This is a genomic window from Streptomyces sp. NPDC037273 (genome assembly GCF_055603625.1).
On the sequence record NZ_JBVJVO010000011.1, the window covers coordinates 128,709 to 144,301 of the forward strand.

Here is a 15,593-nt window from a genome sequence, read left to right on the forward strand (position 1 = left end):
GATACCGGGGTAGGGGGTGGAGGAGCGGCCATCCCCAGGGGGAGGGTGGGGTTTACCCCCGGTCCGGGTACTCGGGGTTCACCCCGGTCCCGGGTCTCCCTCAGCTCGCGCCCGGGGTGACGAGCCCCGACTCGTACGCGAAGACCACGGCCTGGGCGCGGTCGCGGAGGTCCAGCTTGGCGAGGACGCGCCCGATGTGGGTCTTCACGGTCTGCTCGGCGAGCACGAGCCGGTCGGCGATCTCCTGGTTGGACAGGCCCCGGGCGATCAGTTCGAGGACCTCGGTCTCGCGCGGGGTGAGGCCGTTGAGACGCAGCGCCGTGGTGTCGCGGCGCGCCGCGGGCCGGGACGCGGCGAAGTCGGCGATGAGACGCCGGGTCACGGACGGGGCGAGCAGCGCCTCGCCGGCCGCCACCACCCGTACCGCCGCGATGAGATCGGCCGGCGGCGCGTCCTTCAGGAGGAACCCGGACGCGCCGGCGCGCAGCGCCTCGTACACGTAGTCGTCGACGTCGAAGGTGGTCAGCATCAGCACCTTCGGCCGGTGCGTGACACCGGCCGGCGGGTGCAGGATCTCCCGCGCCGCCGCGAGACCGTCGAGCTCCGGCATCCGCACGTCCATCAGGACCACGTCCGGATGCGTCGACCGCGCCACCTCCACGCCCCGCAGCCCGTCCGGGGCCTCGCCGACCACGTCGATGTCGGGCTGGGCGGCGAGCAGCGCGGCGAAACCGGCCCGCACCATGGCCTGGTCGTCGACGATGATCACGCGGATGGTCACTCGGGGTCCTCCGGGGTCGTGGCGGGCGGCCGCCCGGGGCGTCCGCCGGTCAGGCCGGTTCCGCGGGCGGCGCCGGGTCCGGCGCCAGGGACAGCCGGGCGGCCACCCGGAAGCCGCCGTCCGGCAGCGGCCCGGTGTCGAGCGAGCCGCCCGTCAACCGTACGCGCTCCCGCATGCCGACGAGCCCGTGCCCCGTGCCCGCCGCGCCGCGCTCCACCGCGGAACCCGGCTCCGTCGCGGGCCCGTTGACCACCAGGACCGTCAGCCACCCCTCGTCCGCCCGCACCGACACGCGGGTCGACGCCCCCGGCGCGTGCCGGACGACGTTCGCCAGCGCCTCCTGCACGATCCGGTACGCCGACAGGTCCACCGCCTGCGGTACGTCCCCGAGGTCCGCGGCCATCCGCAGCTCCGCCGGCACCCCGGCCCGTACGGTCGCCTCGACCAGCTGCTGCACCCGGTCGAGGCCCGGCTGCGGAGCCCGCTCTCCCTCACTGCCGTCACTGCGCAGCACCGCAAGGAGCCGCCGCATCTCCGCCAGCGACTCCCGCGCGCTCACCGCGATCGACGCGAACTCCTCGCGGGCCGCCTCCGGAAGCTCCGGAATGCGGTACGGGGCCGAGTCGGCCTGCACCGTGATCACCGACATGTGGTGGGCCACCACATCGTGCAGCTCGCGCGCGATCCGCGCCCGCTCCTCCAGGAGCGTGCGCCGCGCCCGCTCCGCCTCGCTGATCGTCTCCTGCTCGACGAGCCGCCGCTGGGCGTCTCCCCGCGCGCGTACCGCCGAGGTGAGCAGCAGCAGCACCCCGCTCAGGACGAGCAGCAGCGTGTGCAGGCTCGTGTACCCGGCCGGCCGGAACGCCTCCAGCGCGTAGCCGGCCACACCCGTGGCCAGCCACACCCCGAACTGCGCCCGCCGCGACTCGCGCAGCCCGATCGCGACCATCAGCGCGCAGTACCCGATCAGGACCGGCGGAGGCCACGGCCAGTACTCCGCCCGCGTGCCCTCCGCGCCGAGCAGCACCAGCGCACCCAGCACGTCCGCCGCGAACACGATCCACCAGGCCTGCAGCGGCCGGGCGACCGCGAGCAGCAGCGGCAGCGTCTGCGCCGTCGCCAGCGCCCCGGCCAGCGCGCCGTTGACGTCGTAGTCCCCGATGAACAGATGGATCGACGACGGCAGCAGCGACGCCACGAACGCCAGCGCCACGGCGTACGGCAACAGCCGCACCCACCGCGACGCCGCGTCCGCGAGCAGCGGCGCCCCCGGCGCCGACGGCGTGGTCAGCGCCGCCCCCAGCCCCTGGAACATCCCGCGCGCCCGGACACCGAGCTCCCACATGCGTGTGTATCGCCCGCCGGCGGGGCGGTCGGCGGGTCGGGCGGCGGATCGGGCGGAGGGTCGGTCGGCGTTTTTTGCGGGCCGAGCGTCGGCGGTCGGATCAGGCTCCGGCCGGTGGTCGGCGGTCGGCTCGGGCCGCGGGGCGGCGGGCGGCTCGGGCCGGGGGTCGTTGGGCGGCTCGGGCCGCTGTTCGGTAGCCATGACCCGCTCAGGGTAGGCAGCGACATCCGGCCCTGACGTCATACCCGGGACCGGGGTGCGGCCTGATACCCGGGTATGACACGCGCGGTCAGGGAGCTGTGCGCCCGGCTCACGGCTCCGGTTCGGGAACCGCCCCGCCCGCGCGCCTCACAGCTCCGCCAGGAGCTCCGCCTTCTTCGCCGAGAACTCCGCGTCGGTCACGAGCCCCGCCTGGTGCAGCTCGCCCAGGTGCCGGATCCGCTCGGCGACCGCCCCGGGGTCGCGGCTCGCCCCGTCCCGTACCCCGGCCGGAGCGGCGGCGGGCACGGGCACCCGGTCCGCGCCCCGGCCCCGGATCGCGGCGAGGACCGCGGCGGCGAAGGGCAGCGACAGGTGCACCGGCCCGTAACCGAGGCCGAAGACGACGGACGCCGGGTCCAGGTCGGGCTGCGGCGGCCGGGGCGCACCGCCCCGCGGCACCAGGCGCAGATACCCGTCGAGCACCTCAGGCGAGCGCCACTCGACCCCGCAGAGGTCGCGAACCGAGAAGGTCTGGTCGCCGGCCTTCCACTTCTCGGTGGACGCCCCCGTCCAGGACCAGCGGAACGAGATCTCCGAGACGCCGTCGAAGCTCGCCTTCCCGTCGTACGTCTTGAAGGACTGCGGCCCCTGCGGCGGCGCCACGAGGAACCGGTCGACGGGCGCCGGGGCGAGCAGGACACGGTCGGCGTGCGCAGGGGCCCCCGCGGCCCCGGCGTCCGCCGTACCCATGACCGCCGGCCCGCCCCCGGCACCCAGGCCGTCGACGGCGCCCAGGCCGTTCACGGCTTCGAGTCCGTCCAGTGTGTCCGCCGTGCTCAGGGCATCCGCGGGGAGCCGCGCCCGCAGCTCGTCCCGGTAGTACTCGGCGAGCGTCTCCCGGTCCGCCGGCAGCACCAGGCGGTACGGGTCGCAGGCCTCCTTGAGCTGCCCCGCGGCCGCCTCCATCAGAGGATCGGCGCCCGGTCTCGGCACGGCGTGCAGGACCACGGTGCCCCGCTTGCCGGGCGTGAGCGTCACGGACGCCAACGCCTCGTGCGGTACTCGTCGTTCGCGCAGCACACTGAGGAGCTTCGGCGTGCGGTTCCCCCGATCGAAACGGATGAGGAGGGCGTCGCTCTCGAACTCCCAGGTGGCATGATTTCCGGCCAGCACATCACCCATACGCCTCATCGTAAGCGGCGTGTGCCGCCGCGTCGCCCCTGTGAAAGGTCCGGAAATCGCGGGATCTACGCGCGTCAGGCCCCTTCCGCACCGGATATTCCGTCGTGGCAAGCGCTGTCGGCACGTGCGCAGACCAGCCGCCCGAAGGCCCCGACCCCTATCGCGGCGAAGTTCCCGAGGCTCTCCGTGCCGGGTTCGAAGTAGCCGCTGTGGCCGGCCGCCCCGTCGGCCGAGAGCAGCCGCGCCCCGAACTCCGGAGCCACCGGGTCGGCGCCGTGGCCGACCCCGCCGAGCTCCAGGTGCGGCACGTCCGCGATCCAGTCGTCGGCGTCCCGCATCGCCCACACGCGCGCGTGGGTGGCGAGTTCGCCCGCGTCCTCCACCCGCATGCCGGGGCTGCCGGCCACCGCGAGGTCCGTCACCCGGGCGGGCAGCCGGGGCGCGGCCACCCCGCACAGCACGGAGCCGTAGCTGTGGCAGAACAGCGCCACGCGCGCGTCCCCCGGCAGCGCCTCGGTCAGCTCCACGAGCCGCACGGCCCCGTCCTCGGCGAGCCTGCCGGTCGCCGCGTCGACGCCCACCCCGGCGGGCGCGGTGTAGTCGGCCCACGCGATCACGGCCACGCGCGCGCGGGGCGAGGCCTGCCGTTCGGCGGCGAACAGCGCGTCGGCCATGCCCGCGGGAGCCCCGTACCGGCCATGGGTCTTCTGGAAGGTGAGGAGGTTGGTGTCGACGCCGGGCACGATCACCGAGACGCGCCGGGCCCGCTCCAGATCGCCGAGCACCTCCGCCGTCCGGCCCGTCCCCGTCGGGTCGAAGGCGAGGATCTGGCGGCCCGGCCGCATCAGCGAGGCGAACCGGTCGAGCCGGCGCCGCGCCTCGTGCCGGCCCTCCGGGGACAGCCGGACATCGTCGACCCGGCCCCGCTCGGCGGCCAGCACCCGGCCCAGCGTGATCCGGTTGGCGCGGTAACGCAGGGCGACCGGGGTGCCGTTGAGATTGCCGACGACGAGTGGGTGCCGCTCGGCGAGCCGCGCCCCGCGCGCGGTGCCGAGCCCCGCGAAGAACGCGGCGACGGCCCCCGCCGTGGCCCTGGACGGGTCGGGCAGCGGACGGTGGTCGATCCGGTCGTGTGCCCAGGCGGCGAGCGCCGCACCGCGCGACGGACCCGGCACCGGGCGGTGCTTGATCGTGGTCCACCCGGTGATCGCCAGCAGCACGAACACCACCCCGAGCGCGAGCAGGGCGCGCACGACGGCGACGGCGGGCGAGTCATCGGCTGAGGTCACGGAGCGCCACCCTACGGGGCGCGCGGACGGGGACGTCCGGGGGGCGTCGGCCCCCACGGGGTGCCCCGTGGTTCAGGCGCCGGTCCGCCAGTGCGGGGTCAGCGCGGGCCCGAGGTGGTCGAGGTACTCCTCGGTGAGGGCCCGCATGCCCTCAAGGCTCTGGTCGGCGCCCCGGCCCCACAGCTGGCCCGTCACCCGCATCACTCCGCTGAACGCCGCCACCGCGATGCGGGGGCGCGGGTCCGCGTCGACGTCGAGGCCTTCGCGGTCGGCGATGATCCGGGCGATCGTGTCCTCCATCTCGGTCGAGCGGCGCAGATGGACGGCGAGCAGCGCGGGCGTCGACTCGATCATCAGGAAGGTCCGCAGGTAGAGCTCGACCGGCACGACCTCGGTGATGGCCTCGCCGATCGAGTCCCAGGCGTCGAGCACGGCCCTGCGCATCGCGTCGAGCGGGCCCTCGTCCGGCGGCCGTCGCCGGAGGGCCTCGACGAAGTACTCCTCCACCATCTGCTGGACGGCGAAGGCGACCTCCTCCTTGGAGGAGAAGTACCGGAAGAAGGTGCGCTGGGAGACCTCGACCAGCTCGACGATCTCGTCGACGGTCGTCCGCTCGTAGCCGTTGGCCGTGAAGAGCTCCAGGGCCGCCCGGGTCAGCGCGTCACGGGTGCGCTGCTTCTTCCGTTCGCGCAGGCCGGGCACGGTCACAGCAAGGTCCTCTTTTCCCGCATTTGGTCCGGCTCAGACTACCTGTGAGCTACGTGACAGTTACCGACGCGTGAATCACTTTGTCAATTGTCAGTGACTGTCATTAGCCTCGTTCCATGACTAGTCAGACCACCGTGGAAAAGACCCCGCAGGGTCAGGGGGACGTCCGGGAACCCGCACCGGTCCCGGCGAAGGGACTGCGCGGCCACCCGTGGGTCACTCTGTTCGCCGTGGCGGTGGGCGTGATGATGGTCGCGCTCGACGGCACGATCGTCGCCATCGCCAACCCGGCCATCCAGGCCGACCTGGGTGCCACGCTCGACCAGCTCCAGTGGATCACCAACGGTTACCTGCTCGCGCTCGCCGTCGCCCTGATCACGGCCGGCAAGCTCGGCGACCGCTTCGGCCACCGGCAGACCTTCCTCATCGGCATCGCCGGCTTCGCCGCCGCCTCCGGCGCGATAGGCCTCTCCGACTCGATCGGCGCCGTCATCGCCTTCCGCGTCCTCCAGGGCCTCTTCGGCGCCCTGCTGATGCCGGCCGCCCTCGGCCTGCTGCGCGCCACCTTCCCCGCCGAGAAGCTGAACATGGCGATCGGCATCTGGGGCATGGTCATCGGCGCCTCCACTGCCGGCGGCCCGATCCTCGGCGGCTTCCTCGTCGAGCACGTCAGCTGGCAGTCCGTCTTCTTCATCAACGTGCCCGTCGGCGTCGTCGCGCTCCTGCTCGGCCTGTTCGTCCTCAAGGACCACCGCGCCGAGAACGCGCCCCGCTCCTTCGACATCCTCGGCATCCTGCTGCTCTCCGGCGCCATGGGCTCGCTCGTCTGGAGCCTCATCAAGGCCGGCGCCGACTGGGGCTGGGGCAGCGGCAAGACCCTCGGCTGCCTGGGCGGCTCGCTGCTCCTCTTCGTGCTCTTCGCCTTCTGGGAGACGAAGGTCAAGGAGCCGCTGATCCCGCTGGCCATGTTCCGCTCCGTGCCGCTCTCGGCCGGTGTCGTCCTCATGGTCCTCATGGCCTTCGCCTTCATGGGCGGCCTGTTCTTCGTCACCTTCTACCTCCAGGGCGTGAAGGGGCTCGGTCCGATCGACGCCGGTCTGCACCTGCTGCCGCTGACCGCGATGATGATCGTCTCCTCGCCCCTCGCCGGCGCCCTGATCACCAAGTTCGGCCCGCGCGTCCCGCTGGTCGGCGGCATGGTCTGCACCGCCATCGCGATGTTCGGCATGATCACGCTCACCGCCGACACCGGCACCCTCGCCATGTCCCTCTGGTTCGCCCTGCTCGGTCTCGGCCTCGCCCCGGTCATGGTCGGCGCCACCGAGGTCATCGTCGGCAACGCCCCGCTGGAGCTCTCCGGCGTCGCGGGCGGTCTGCAGCAGGCCGCCATGCAGGTCGGCGGCGCGCTCGGTACGGCGGTGCTCGGCGCCGTCATGTCGGCGAAGGTGTCCGGCACCTTCGCGGACAACTGGGCCGCGGCCGGCATCCCGGTTCCGGCCGACCCGCGCCTGGAGCAGGCCGCCGAGTTCGGCATGGCCCCGGCGGAGATGGCCAAGGCCCCGGGCATGACGCCCGACCTGTTCGCCACGATCACCGACGTCATCCACGACACCTTCCTCGACGGCATGGGCCTCGCCTTCACCGTCGCCGGCGCGGTCGCCGTCGTCGCCGCCCTCGTCGCCACGCTCACCAAGCGCGGCGAGAACGCGGAGGCGGGCGGCATGGGCGGTCACATCTGACGCCCTCCGGGTTCCCGTAGGGGGCCGTCACCCGTTCGCGTGAACGGGGGCGGCCCCTCTTCCGTTGCCGCCCCGCCTCCGCCATTCTCATGATTACAGAGAGTGACGAAACGGGGGTTCACCAGTATGTATACGAAGACTCTTCTCGCGATGACGGCCGTCCTGACCGCCGCCATGACCACCCTCCTGACCGCCCCACCGGCCCCGGCGGCGGCAGGGCCGGCCGGGGCGTCTGGGACCGTGCTCGGGGCCTGCGGGCCGGGCCGGCTCTGCCTCTGGCCCAAGCCCGACTTCAAGGGCAAGGCGCAGACCCACGAGCTCGCCACCACGGACATCGACAGCTGTATCCCGCTGCCCGCGGGCACCTCGGCCCAGTCCCTGGCCAACCGCACGGGCCGGCCCGTCACCACCTACCAGTCGGCCGAGTGCGCCGAAGCGGGCGAGTTCGAGACCTACCCCGGCCGAGGCACCTGGGTACCGCAAGCCCCCTACGAGGTCAGAGCCTTCAAGATCTGGGAGCGGTAGGCGCGGGAAGCTCCTGTACGGGGTCCCCATGCGCAGGTACACCCTGCGCGGCGACGTCCCGCGCGGGCACGTCCTGCGCGGGCACGTCCTGCGCGGGCCCCGGCCCGGCGTCGGGCTCAGCCCCCGGCGCCGGCCCCGCTCCCGGCACGGGCCCCGCTCCCGGCACGGGCCCCGCCCCCGGCGCCGGCGCCGCTCCCGCGTCCGCGAGCCGGGCGACCTCGGCGCGCAGGTGGCGCACCTCCAGGGTGAGCGCCTCGAGGAGCTCGGTCTGGCGGCGCTCGACCGCGTCGTCGCGGTCGAAGCGGGCGATGAACCAGGCGGCGATGTTGGCGGTGACGACACCGAGCAGGGCGATGCCCGAGAGCATCAGGCCCACCGCGAGGATCCGGCCGAGACCCGTGGTCGGGGCGTGGTCGCCGTAGCCGACCGTGGTCATCGTGGTGAAGGACCACCACACCGCGTCCCCGAGCGTCTTGATGTTGCCGTCCGGCGCGTCCCGCTCGACGTGCAGCACGGCCAGCGAGCCGAACATCATCAGCCCGACCACCGCGCCCGCCACGTACATGGTGAGCGTTATCTGCGGGGCCATCCGGGCCCGCCGGCCCACGAGGAGGAGTGTGGAGACGACCCGCAGCAGCCGCAGCGGCTGCACCAGCGGCAGCAGGACCGCCAGCAGATCGACGGGATGGGAGCGGACGAACGCCCACTTGGCCGGGGCGATGGCGAGACGGACCAGATAGTCCAGGGCGAAGGCGGCCCACACGGTCCACTCGACGTGGGTGCACAGCCGGTGCACCCACGGGTCGGCGCCGGGGGCGACGATCGGGACGGCGTAGGCGATGGCGAAGCCCACGGCCAGCACAAGCAGCGGCACCTGCGTGCGCTCTTCCCAGCGATCCTTCATGCCGGGCATCGTAGAGAACGCCGAAGGGCGGCGGGACCGTCGGTCCCACCGCCCCTCACCAGGCGCTATGCGCTACGGACTCAGGCGTCGCCGCCCGCGGCGCCCGGGTCGGCGGCCGACACGTCGAGCAGCTGGTAGCGGTCCACGGCCTGCTTCAGGGCCGAGCGGTCGACCTTGCCCTCGCGGGCGAGCTCGGTCAGCACGGCCAGCACGATCGACTGGGCGTCGATGTGGAAGTAGCGACGAGCCGCGCCCCGCGTGTCCGCGAAGCCGAAGCCGTCCGCGCCCAGCGAGGTGTACGAGCCCGGCACCCAGCGGGAGATCTGGTCCGGCACCGAACGCATCCAGTCCGAGACCGCCACGAACGGGCCCTCGGCGGCCTGGAGCTTGCGGGTCACGTACGGGACGCGCTGCTCCTCGTCCGGGTGGAGCAGGTTGTGCTCCTCGACGGCCACGGCCTCGCGGCGCAGCTCGGTCCAGGAGGTCGCGGACCAGACGTCGGCCCGGACGTTCCACTCCTCGGCGAGGATCCGCTGCGCCTCGATCGCCCACGGCACGGCGACACCCGAGGCCATGATCTGCGCCGGGATGGCACCCGCCTCGGCCGGCTTGAAGCGGTGGATGCCCTGGAGGATGCCGTCCACGTCCACGTCCGCCGGCTCGGCGGGGTGCTGGATCGGCTCGTTGTAGACCGTCAGGTAGTAGAAGACGTCCTCGGCGGCGGGGCCGTACATCCGCCGCAGACCGTCCTTGACGATGTGCGCGATCTCGAAGCCGAACGCCGGGTCGTACGCGATGCAGGCCGGGTTCGTCGAGGCGATCAGGTGCGAGTGGCCGTCCGCGTGCTGGAGGCCCTCACCGGTCAGGGTGGTGCGGCCGGCGGTGGCACCGAGCACGAAGCCGCGCGCCAGCTGGTCCGCCATCTGCCAGAACTGGTCGCCGGTCCGCTGGAAACCGAACATCGAGTAGAAGACGTACACCGGGATCAGCGGCTCGCCGTGGGTGGCGTACGCCGACCCGGCGGCGATCAGCGAGGCCGTGCAGCCGGCCTCGGAGATGCCGTCGTGCAGCATCTGGCCGGTCGGCGACTCCTTGTAGGCCAGGAGGAGTTCGCGGTCCACCGCCTCGTACTGCTGGCCCAGCGGGTTGTAGATCTTGGCGCTCGGGAAGAACGCGTCCATGCCGAAGGTGCGGTACTCGTCGGGGGCGATCAGCACGAAGCGCTTGCCGATCTCCTTGTCCCGCATGAGGTCCTTCAGGATGCGGACGAACGCCATGGTGGTGGCGATCGACTGCTGACCCGAACCCTTCTTGGCGGGCGCGTACGCCTTGTCGTCGGGGAGGGCCAGCGGCTTCGCCCGCACGACACGGGTCGGCACGTACCCGCCGAGCGCCTTGCGGCGGTCGTGCATGTACTGGATCTCCTCGGAGTTCCGGCCCGGGTGGTAGTACGGCGGCAGGCCGTCCTCCAACTGCCGGTCCGTCACCGGGATGTGCAGCCGGTCGCGGAAGCGCTTGAGGTCGTCGACCGTCAGCTTCTTCATCTGGTGGGTCGCGTTGCGGCCCTCGAAGTTCGGGCCGAGCGTCCAGCCCTTGACGGTCTGGGCGAGGATCACGGTCGGCTGGCCCGCGTGGGCCTTCGCCGCCGCGTACGCCGCGTAGATCTTCTTGTGGTCGTGGCCGCCGCGGCCCAGGTGCAGGACCTGCTGGTCCGACATGCCCTCGACCATCGCCCGCAGCCGGTGGTCGTCGCCGAAGAAGTGGTCCCGGATGTAGCCGCCGGTCTCCGTCGCGTACGTCTGGAACTGGCCGTCCGGGGTGGTGTTCAGCTTGTTGACCAGGATGCCGTCGCGGTCCTGCGCGAGCAGCGGGTCCCAGGAGCGGTCCCAGATCAGCTTGATGACGTTCCAGCCGTTGCCCCGGAAGATCGACTCCAGCTCCTGGATGATCTTGCCGTTGCCGCGCACCGGGCCGTCGAGGCGCTGGAGGTTGCAGTTGACGACGAAGGTGAGGTTGTCCAGGCCCTCGCGCGCCGCGATGGAGAGCTGGCCGAGCGACTCGACCTCGTCCATCTCGCCGTCGCCGAGGAACGCCCAGACGTGCGACTTGGAGGTGTCGGCGATGCCGCGCGCCTCCATGTACCGGTTCATCCGCGCCTGGTAGATCGCGCCGAGCGGGCCGAGGCCCATCGACACGGTCGGGAACTCCCAGAAGTCCGGCATCAGCCGCGGGTGCGGGTACGACGAAAGGCCGTTCGGGAACTTCGACTTCTCCTGGCGGAAGCCGTCGAGCTGGGTGTCGTTCAGCCGGTCCAGGAGGTACGCGCGGGCGTAGATGCCGGGGGAGGCGTGCCCCTGGAAGAAGATCTGGTCGCCGCCGTCGCCCTCGTCCTTGCCGCGGAAGAAGTGGTTGAAGCCCACGTCGTAGAGCGAGGCGGAGGAGGCGAAGGTCGCGATGTGACCGCCGACGCCGATGCCCGGGCGCTGGGCGCGCGAGACCATCACGGCCGCGTTCCACCGGGTGGCGTTGAGGACCTTGCGCTCGATCTCCTCGTTGCCGGGGAAGAACGGCTCGTCCTTGGTGGCGATGGTGTTGACGTAGTCCGTGCTGCGCATCTCGGGCACGGCCACACGCTTCTCGCGGGCCCGCTCGATCAGCCGGAGCATGAGGTAGCGAGCCCGCTCACGCCCCCGCTCGTCGACGGCCGCGTCGAGGGAGTCGAGCCATTCCTGGGTCTCTTCCGGGTCGAAATCCGGGACCTGGCTGGGAAGGCCGCCAATGATGATCGGGTTGCGATCGGATCCGGGAGCCACGCTCTTCCTTCGCTGTTCGGTGGTGCCCACGGGGCCACGGAGTGGTCGGGATGTCCATCGTGTACCCCGCCGACGCCAGACGTCACACTTACCGAGGGGTAACCCTCAGGGGTGTCCTCCAGGGGGCTGGTTGCGGTCAAATCGCAACCTTACGCCCAACTCGCGCATGCGTTTCGTCCGAGCGTTCGGCAGACTGAAACCGCAGAAGTCCGTAAACCAGGACGAACCATGTGTGCCTGATCACGAAGGAGGCTCCGAGCGTGCCGAAAGTTGGGGCGAGACGGCCCCAAACGTCACCGTTTCGGCGGTCTCCGCGGCCTGGTACTTGCGCGATCAGCCCCGGCACGTGTGGACTACGGCCAGCGCCACGCGCCCACGCGTGGCCCACAGCATTTTCCGAATGAGCAGGAGGCAAGCCGTGAGCGCGACCGCGGACCACGCGGAGGAGCGGACCAACCCGGCCGGCAGGCTGGGGTTCGAGCCCGGACAGGTGGTCCAGGAGATCGGCTACGACGACGACGTCGACCAGGATCTCCGTGAAGGCATCGAGTCCATCATCGGCCAGGACCTCGTGGACGAGGACTACGACGACGTCGCCGACGCCGTCGTGCTCTGGTTCCGCGACGAGGACGGTGATCTCACCGACGCCCTGGTGGACTCCATCGGTCTTCTGGAGGACGGCGGCACCATCTGGCTGCTGACGCCGAAGACGGGCCGTGACGGCTACATCGAGCCGTCCGACATCAACGATGCCGCGCAGACTGCTGGTCTCTCCCAGACCAAGAGCATCAGCGTCGCCAAGGACTGGACGGGCACCCGCCTGACCGCCCCCAAGCGCTGATCACCACGCTGCGAGAAGCCCCCGCCGGTCCGCCGGCGGGGGCTTTCGTGCGCAGGCCGTAGGGTGGGTCTCACCGATTCGGCCCAAGGCCTTGAATCCGTGGAAGGGATGCGTACGCGATGGCGATCGAGGCCGGCACCGAGGCCCCGGAATTCGAGCTGAAGGACAACCACGGCCGCACCGTGAGGCTCTCGGACTTCCGCGGCGAGAAGAACGTGGTGCTGCTCTTCTACCCGTTCGCCTTCACCGGCGTCTGCACCGGTGAGCTGCGCGAGCTGCGCGACCACCTGCCGAGCTTCGTCAACGACGACACCCAGCTGCTCGCCGTCTCCAACGACTCGATCCACACCCTGCGCGTCTTCGCCGAGCAGGAGGGCCTGGAGTTCCCGCTGCTCTCCGACTTCTGGCCGCACGGCGAGGCCTCCCGCGCCTACGGCGTCCTCGACGAGGACAAGGGCTGCGCGGTGCGCGGCACCTTCGTCATCGACCGGGAGGGCATCGTCCGCTGGACCGTCGTCAACGCCCTGTCGGACGCGCGCGACCTCGGCGACTATCTGAAGGCGCTGGACGCCATCTGAGCCGCTCCGCGGCCGACACCCTGGGAATCTCCGGTCGAATCGACTGTTTCGACCGGGAACCCGTCACTAGGATCCAGACGTTGATCCGATGCCAACGCACGACTGGGGGCGCTGCCCCTGGAAACCTATGGAGGGACTCGTGGGAGTCAGCCTCAGCAAGGGCGGCAACGTCTCGCTGACCAAGGAGGCCCCTGGCCTCACCGCCGTGACCGTCGGTCTGGGCTGGGACGTCCGCACCACCACCGGTACGGACTTCGACCTCGACGCCAGCGCCATCCTGGTGAGCGAGGCCGGCAAGGTGCGCAACGACCAGGACTTCGTCTTCTTCAACAACCTGAAGAGCGCCGACGGCTCGGTCGAGCACACCGGTGACAACCTCACCGGTGAGGGCGAGGGCGACGACGAGCAGGTCAAGGTCAGCCTGGCCACCGTGCCGGCCGACGTGGCCAAGATCGTCTTCCCGGTGTCGATCTACGACGCCGAGAACCGCCAGCAGTCCTTCGGCCAGGTGCGCAACGCGTTCATCCGCGTCGTGAACCAGGCCGGTGGCGCCGAGATCGCCCGGTACGACCTCTCCGAGGACGCCTCGACCGAGACCGCCATGGTCTTCGGCGAGCTGTACCGCCACGGCGCCGAGTGGAAGTTCCGCGCCGTCGGCCAGGGTTACGCCTCCGGCCTGCGCGGCATCGCGCAGGACTTCGGCGTCAACGTCTGAGCCGATCCGTTCGAACCGTCCGGCGCCGCACCTCACGTGCGGCGCCGGACGTGCCTCATCACCACCGGGGAGGAACAGCATCATGGGCGTCACGCTCGCCAAGGGAGGCAACGTCTCCCTCTCCAAGGCCGCACCCAACCTCACCAAGGTCCTCGTCGGACTCGGCTGGGACGCGCGCTCCACCACCGGAGCCCCCTTCGACCTCGACGCCAGCGCCCTGCTGTGCCAGGCCGGCCGGGTGCTCGGGGACGAGTACTTCGTCTTCTACAACCAGCTGCGCAGCCCCGAGGGCTCCGTCGAACACACCGGCGACAACCTCACCGGCGAGGGTGACGGCGACGACGAGTCCCTGATCGTGGACCTCGCCCTGGTCCCGGCGAACTGCGACAAGATCGTCTTCCCGGTGTCGATCCACGACGCCGACAACCGCGGCCAGAGCTTCGGCCAGGTCAGCAATGCCTTCATTCGCGTGGTGAACCAGCTGGACGGACAGGAACTCGCGCGTTACGACCTCTCCGAGGACGCCTCCACGGAGACCGCGATGATCTTCGGCGAGCTCTACCGCTACAACGGCGAATGGAAGTTCCGCGCGGTCGGTCAGGGGTATGCGTCCGGGCTGCGGGGCATCGCTCTAGACTTCGGGGTCAACGTTTCGTAAAGCCATGTAATTTCACGATGGGGTAGACAGTGGTTCTGAAAACCTTCGGCTGGTCGTTCGCGATCACTGCGCTCGGTCTGGCCGCAGCGGTGCTCTACGGGGGGTGGGAGGCCTTCGGGATCGTCGCGATCCTCTGCGTCCTCGAGATCTCGCTGTCGTTCGACAACGCGGTGGTCAACGCCGGAATCCTGCAGAAGATGAATGCCTTCTGGCAGAAGATCTTCCTCACGATCGGTGTGCTCATCGCCGTCTTCGGCATGCGGCTCGTCTTCCCCGTCGTGATCGTCGCCATCAGCGCGAAGATCGGCCCCATAGAGGCCGTCGACCTCGCGCTGAACGACGCGGACCGCTACCAGGAACTGGTCACCGACGCCCACCCGTCGATCGCCGCGTTCGGTGGCATGTTCCTGCTGATGATCTTCCTCGACTTCATCTTCGAGGACCGTGACATCCAGTGGCTGCGCTGGATCGAGCGCCCGCTGGCCAAGCTCGGCAAGGTCGACATGCTGTCGGTCTGCATCGCGCTCGTCGTCCTGCTGGTCACCTCGATGACCTTCGCGACCCACGCCCACCAGCACGGCGGCGCGCACGTCGACAAGGCGCAGACGGTCCTGATCTCCGGCATCGCCGGCCTCATCACGTACCTCGTCGTCGGCGGTCTCTCCGGCTACTTCGAGAACAAGCTGGAGGAGGAAGAGGAGCGCGAGCACGAGGCCGAGGAAGAGGCCAAGCGCAGCGGCAAGAAGGTCTCCGCGGTCCAGCTGGCCGGCAAGGCCGCCTTCTTCATGTTCCTCTACCTCGAGGTCCTCGACGCCTCCTTCTCCTTCGACGGTGTCATCGGCGCCTTCGCCATCACCAACGACATCGTCCTGATGGCGCTCGGCCTCGGCGTCGGCGCCATGTACGTCCGTTCGCTGACGGTCTACCTGGTCCGCCAGGGCACCCTCGACGACTACGTCTACCTGGAGCACGGCGCGCACTACGCGATCGGCGCCCTGGCCGTGGTCCTCATGGTCACCATCCAGTACGAGATCCCCGAGATCGTCACCGGCGGCATCGGCGTCGCCCTCATCGGCTGGTCCTTCTGGTCCTCCGTCCGCCGCAACAAGGCGCTCGCGGCGGCCGAGGGCGGAGACAAGACAGAGGTGTCCTCCGGGGTGTGACACCCCTCCCAACGAGGAACGCTTCACTGCGGGGGGGGGGGGGGGGGGCGGGGGGGGGGCGGGGGGGGGGGGGGGGGGGGGGAAAGAGGGGGGGGGGGGGGGGGCCTGGCTTTTCGGGGGAACCTTTTTCTTGGGGTGGGGGGACGTTATA

At 71.1% G+C, this 15,593-nt stretch carries 14 protein-coding genes; 7 read left to right on the forward strand and 7 right to left on the reverse strand.

What is annotated here, in order from left to right:
* Window positions 1–100 precede the first annotated feature (100 nt).
* The 5 genes from ACZ7G1_RS26810 to ACZ7G1_RS26830 form a co-directional block, all read right to left on the reverse strand.
* The gene (locus ACZ7G1_RS26810; protein ID WP_470873329.1) at window positions 101–781 is read right to left on the reverse strand and encodes a response regulator; all 681 of its coding nucleotides are present in this window, start codon (window positions 779–781) and stop codon (window positions 101–103) included.
* Window positions 782–830: 49 nt separating this feature from the next.
* Window positions 831–2,126 (reverse strand): sensor histidine kinase, encoded by a 1,296-nt coding sequence (locus ACZ7G1_RS26815; protein ID WP_470873331.1) that lies wholly within the window; start codon window positions 2,124–2,126, stop codon window positions 831–833.
* Window positions 2,127–2,474: 348 nt separating this feature from the next.
* Window positions 2,475–3,509, reverse strand: coding sequence for a DUF4429 domain-containing protein (locus ACZ7G1_RS26820; protein ID WP_470873333.1), 1,035 nt, complete (start codon window positions 3,507–3,509; stop codon window positions 2,475–2,477).
* 74 nt (window positions 3,510–3,583) lie between these two features.
* Complete coding sequence (locus ACZ7G1_RS26825; protein WP_470873335.1) at window positions 3,584–4,798, reverse strand: alpha/beta hydrolase; 1,215 nt, start codon at window positions 4,796–4,798, stop codon at window positions 3,584–3,586.
* 72 nt (window positions 4,799–4,870) lie between these two features.
* Window positions 4,871–5,506, reverse strand: a complete 636-nt coding sequence (locus tag ACZ7G1_RS26830; protein WP_470873337.1) for a TetR family transcriptional regulator — start codon at window positions 5,504–5,506, stop codon at window positions 4,871–4,873.
* A 116-nt stretch (window positions 5,507–5,622) separates the two neighbouring features.
* On the opposite strand from ACZ7G1_RS26830, the gene ACZ7G1_RS26835 reads away from it, so the two are divergent.
* Entirely contained in the window at window positions 5,623–7,245 is a 1,623-nt protein-coding gene (locus tag ACZ7G1_RS26835) for an MFS transporter (protein WP_470873339.1), read from the forward strand.
* Window positions 7,246–7,395: 150 nt separating this feature from the next.
* Window positions 7,396–7,770 (forward strand): peptidase inhibitor family I36 protein, encoded by a 375-nt coding sequence (locus ACZ7G1_RS26840; RefSeq protein WP_470873341.1) that lies wholly within the window; start codon window positions 7,396–7,398, stop codon window positions 7,768–7,770.
* On the opposite strand, the gene ACZ7G1_RS26845 is transcribed toward ACZ7G1_RS26840, so the two are convergent.
* Entirely contained in the window at window positions 7,751–8,683 is a 933-nt protein-coding gene (locus ACZ7G1_RS26845; RefSeq protein ID WP_470873343.1) for a potassium channel family protein, read from the reverse strand. The genes ACZ7G1_RS26840 and ACZ7G1_RS26845 overlap by 20 nt on opposite strands.
* 71 nt (window positions 8,684–8,754) lie before the next feature.
* A complete protein-coding gene (gene aceE / locus ACZ7G1_RS26850) occupies window positions 8,755–11,487 on the reverse strand; it encodes a pyruvate dehydrogenase (acetyl-transferring), homodimeric type (RefSeq protein WP_470873344.1) in 2,733 nt (910 codons plus the stop codon).
* Window positions 11,488–11,905: 418 nt separating this feature from the next.
* Between aceE and ACZ7G1_RS26855 the strand changes: the two genes are divergently transcribed.
* From ACZ7G1_RS26855 to ACZ7G1_RS26875, 5 genes are all read left to right on the forward strand, one after another.
* A complete protein-coding gene (locus tag ACZ7G1_RS26855; RefSeq protein WP_367825456.1) occupies window positions 11,906–12,328 on the forward strand; it encodes a DUF3052 domain-containing protein in 423 nt (140 codons plus the stop codon).
* A gap of 119 nt (window positions 12,329–12,447) precedes the next feature.
* Complete coding sequence (locus tag ACZ7G1_RS26860) at window positions 12,448–12,906, forward strand: peroxiredoxin (RefSeq protein WP_470873346.1); 459 nt, start codon at window positions 12,448–12,450, stop codon at window positions 12,904–12,906.
* Between the two features lie 139 nt (window positions 12,907–13,045).
* Complete coding sequence (locus tag ACZ7G1_RS26865; RefSeq protein ID WP_352017770.1) at window positions 13,046–13,621, forward strand: TerD family protein; 576 nt, start codon at window positions 13,046–13,048, stop codon at window positions 13,619–13,621.
* A gap of 82 nt (window positions 13,622–13,703) precedes the next feature.
* The gene (locus ACZ7G1_RS26870; protein WP_470873348.1) at window positions 13,704–14,279 is read left to right on the forward strand and encodes a TerD family protein; all 576 of its coding nucleotides are present in this window, start codon (window positions 13,704–13,706) and stop codon (window positions 14,277–14,279) included.
* Window positions 14,280–14,308: 29 nt separating this feature from the next.
* Window positions 14,309–15,442, forward strand: a complete 1,134-nt coding sequence (locus tag ACZ7G1_RS26875; protein WP_470873349.1) for a DUF475 domain-containing protein — start codon at window positions 14,309–14,311, stop codon at window positions 15,440–15,442.
* The last annotated feature ends 151 nt before the right edge of the window (window positions 15,443–15,593 follow it).

What these genes read in the sequence shown, in the direction of transcription:
- ACZ7G1_RS26840 (WP_470873341.1), top strand. Translation starts at nt 7,396, where the DNA reads ATGACGGCCGTCCTGACCGCCGCCATGACCACCCTCCTGACCGCCCCA.
- ACZ7G1_RS26835 (WP_470873339.1), top strand. Translation starts at nt 5,623, where the DNA reads ATGACTAGTCAGACCACCGTGGAAAAGACCCCGCAGGGTCAGGGGGAC.
- ACZ7G1_RS26815 (WP_470873331.1), bottom strand. Translation starts at nt 2,126, where the DNA reads ATGTGGGAGCTCGGTGTCCGGGCGCGCGGGATGTTCCAGGGGCTGGGG.
- ACZ7G1_RS26870 (WP_470873348.1), top strand. Translation starts at nt 13,704, where the DNA reads ATGGGCGTCACGCTCGCCAAGGGAGGCAACGTCTCCCTCTCCAAGGCC.
- ACZ7G1_RS26860 (WP_470873346.1), top strand. Translation starts at nt 12,448, where the DNA reads ATGGCGATCGAGGCCGGCACCGAGGCCCCGGAATTCGAGCTGAAGGAC.
- ACZ7G1_RS26845 (WP_470873343.1), bottom strand. Translation starts at nt 8,683, where the DNA reads ATGCCCGGCATGAAGGATCGCTGGGAAGAGCGCACGCAGGTGCCGCTG.
- ACZ7G1_RS26820 (WP_470873333.1), bottom strand. Translation starts at nt 3,509, where the DNA reads ATGGGTGATGTGCTGGCCGGAAATCATGCCACCTGGGAGTTCGAGAGC.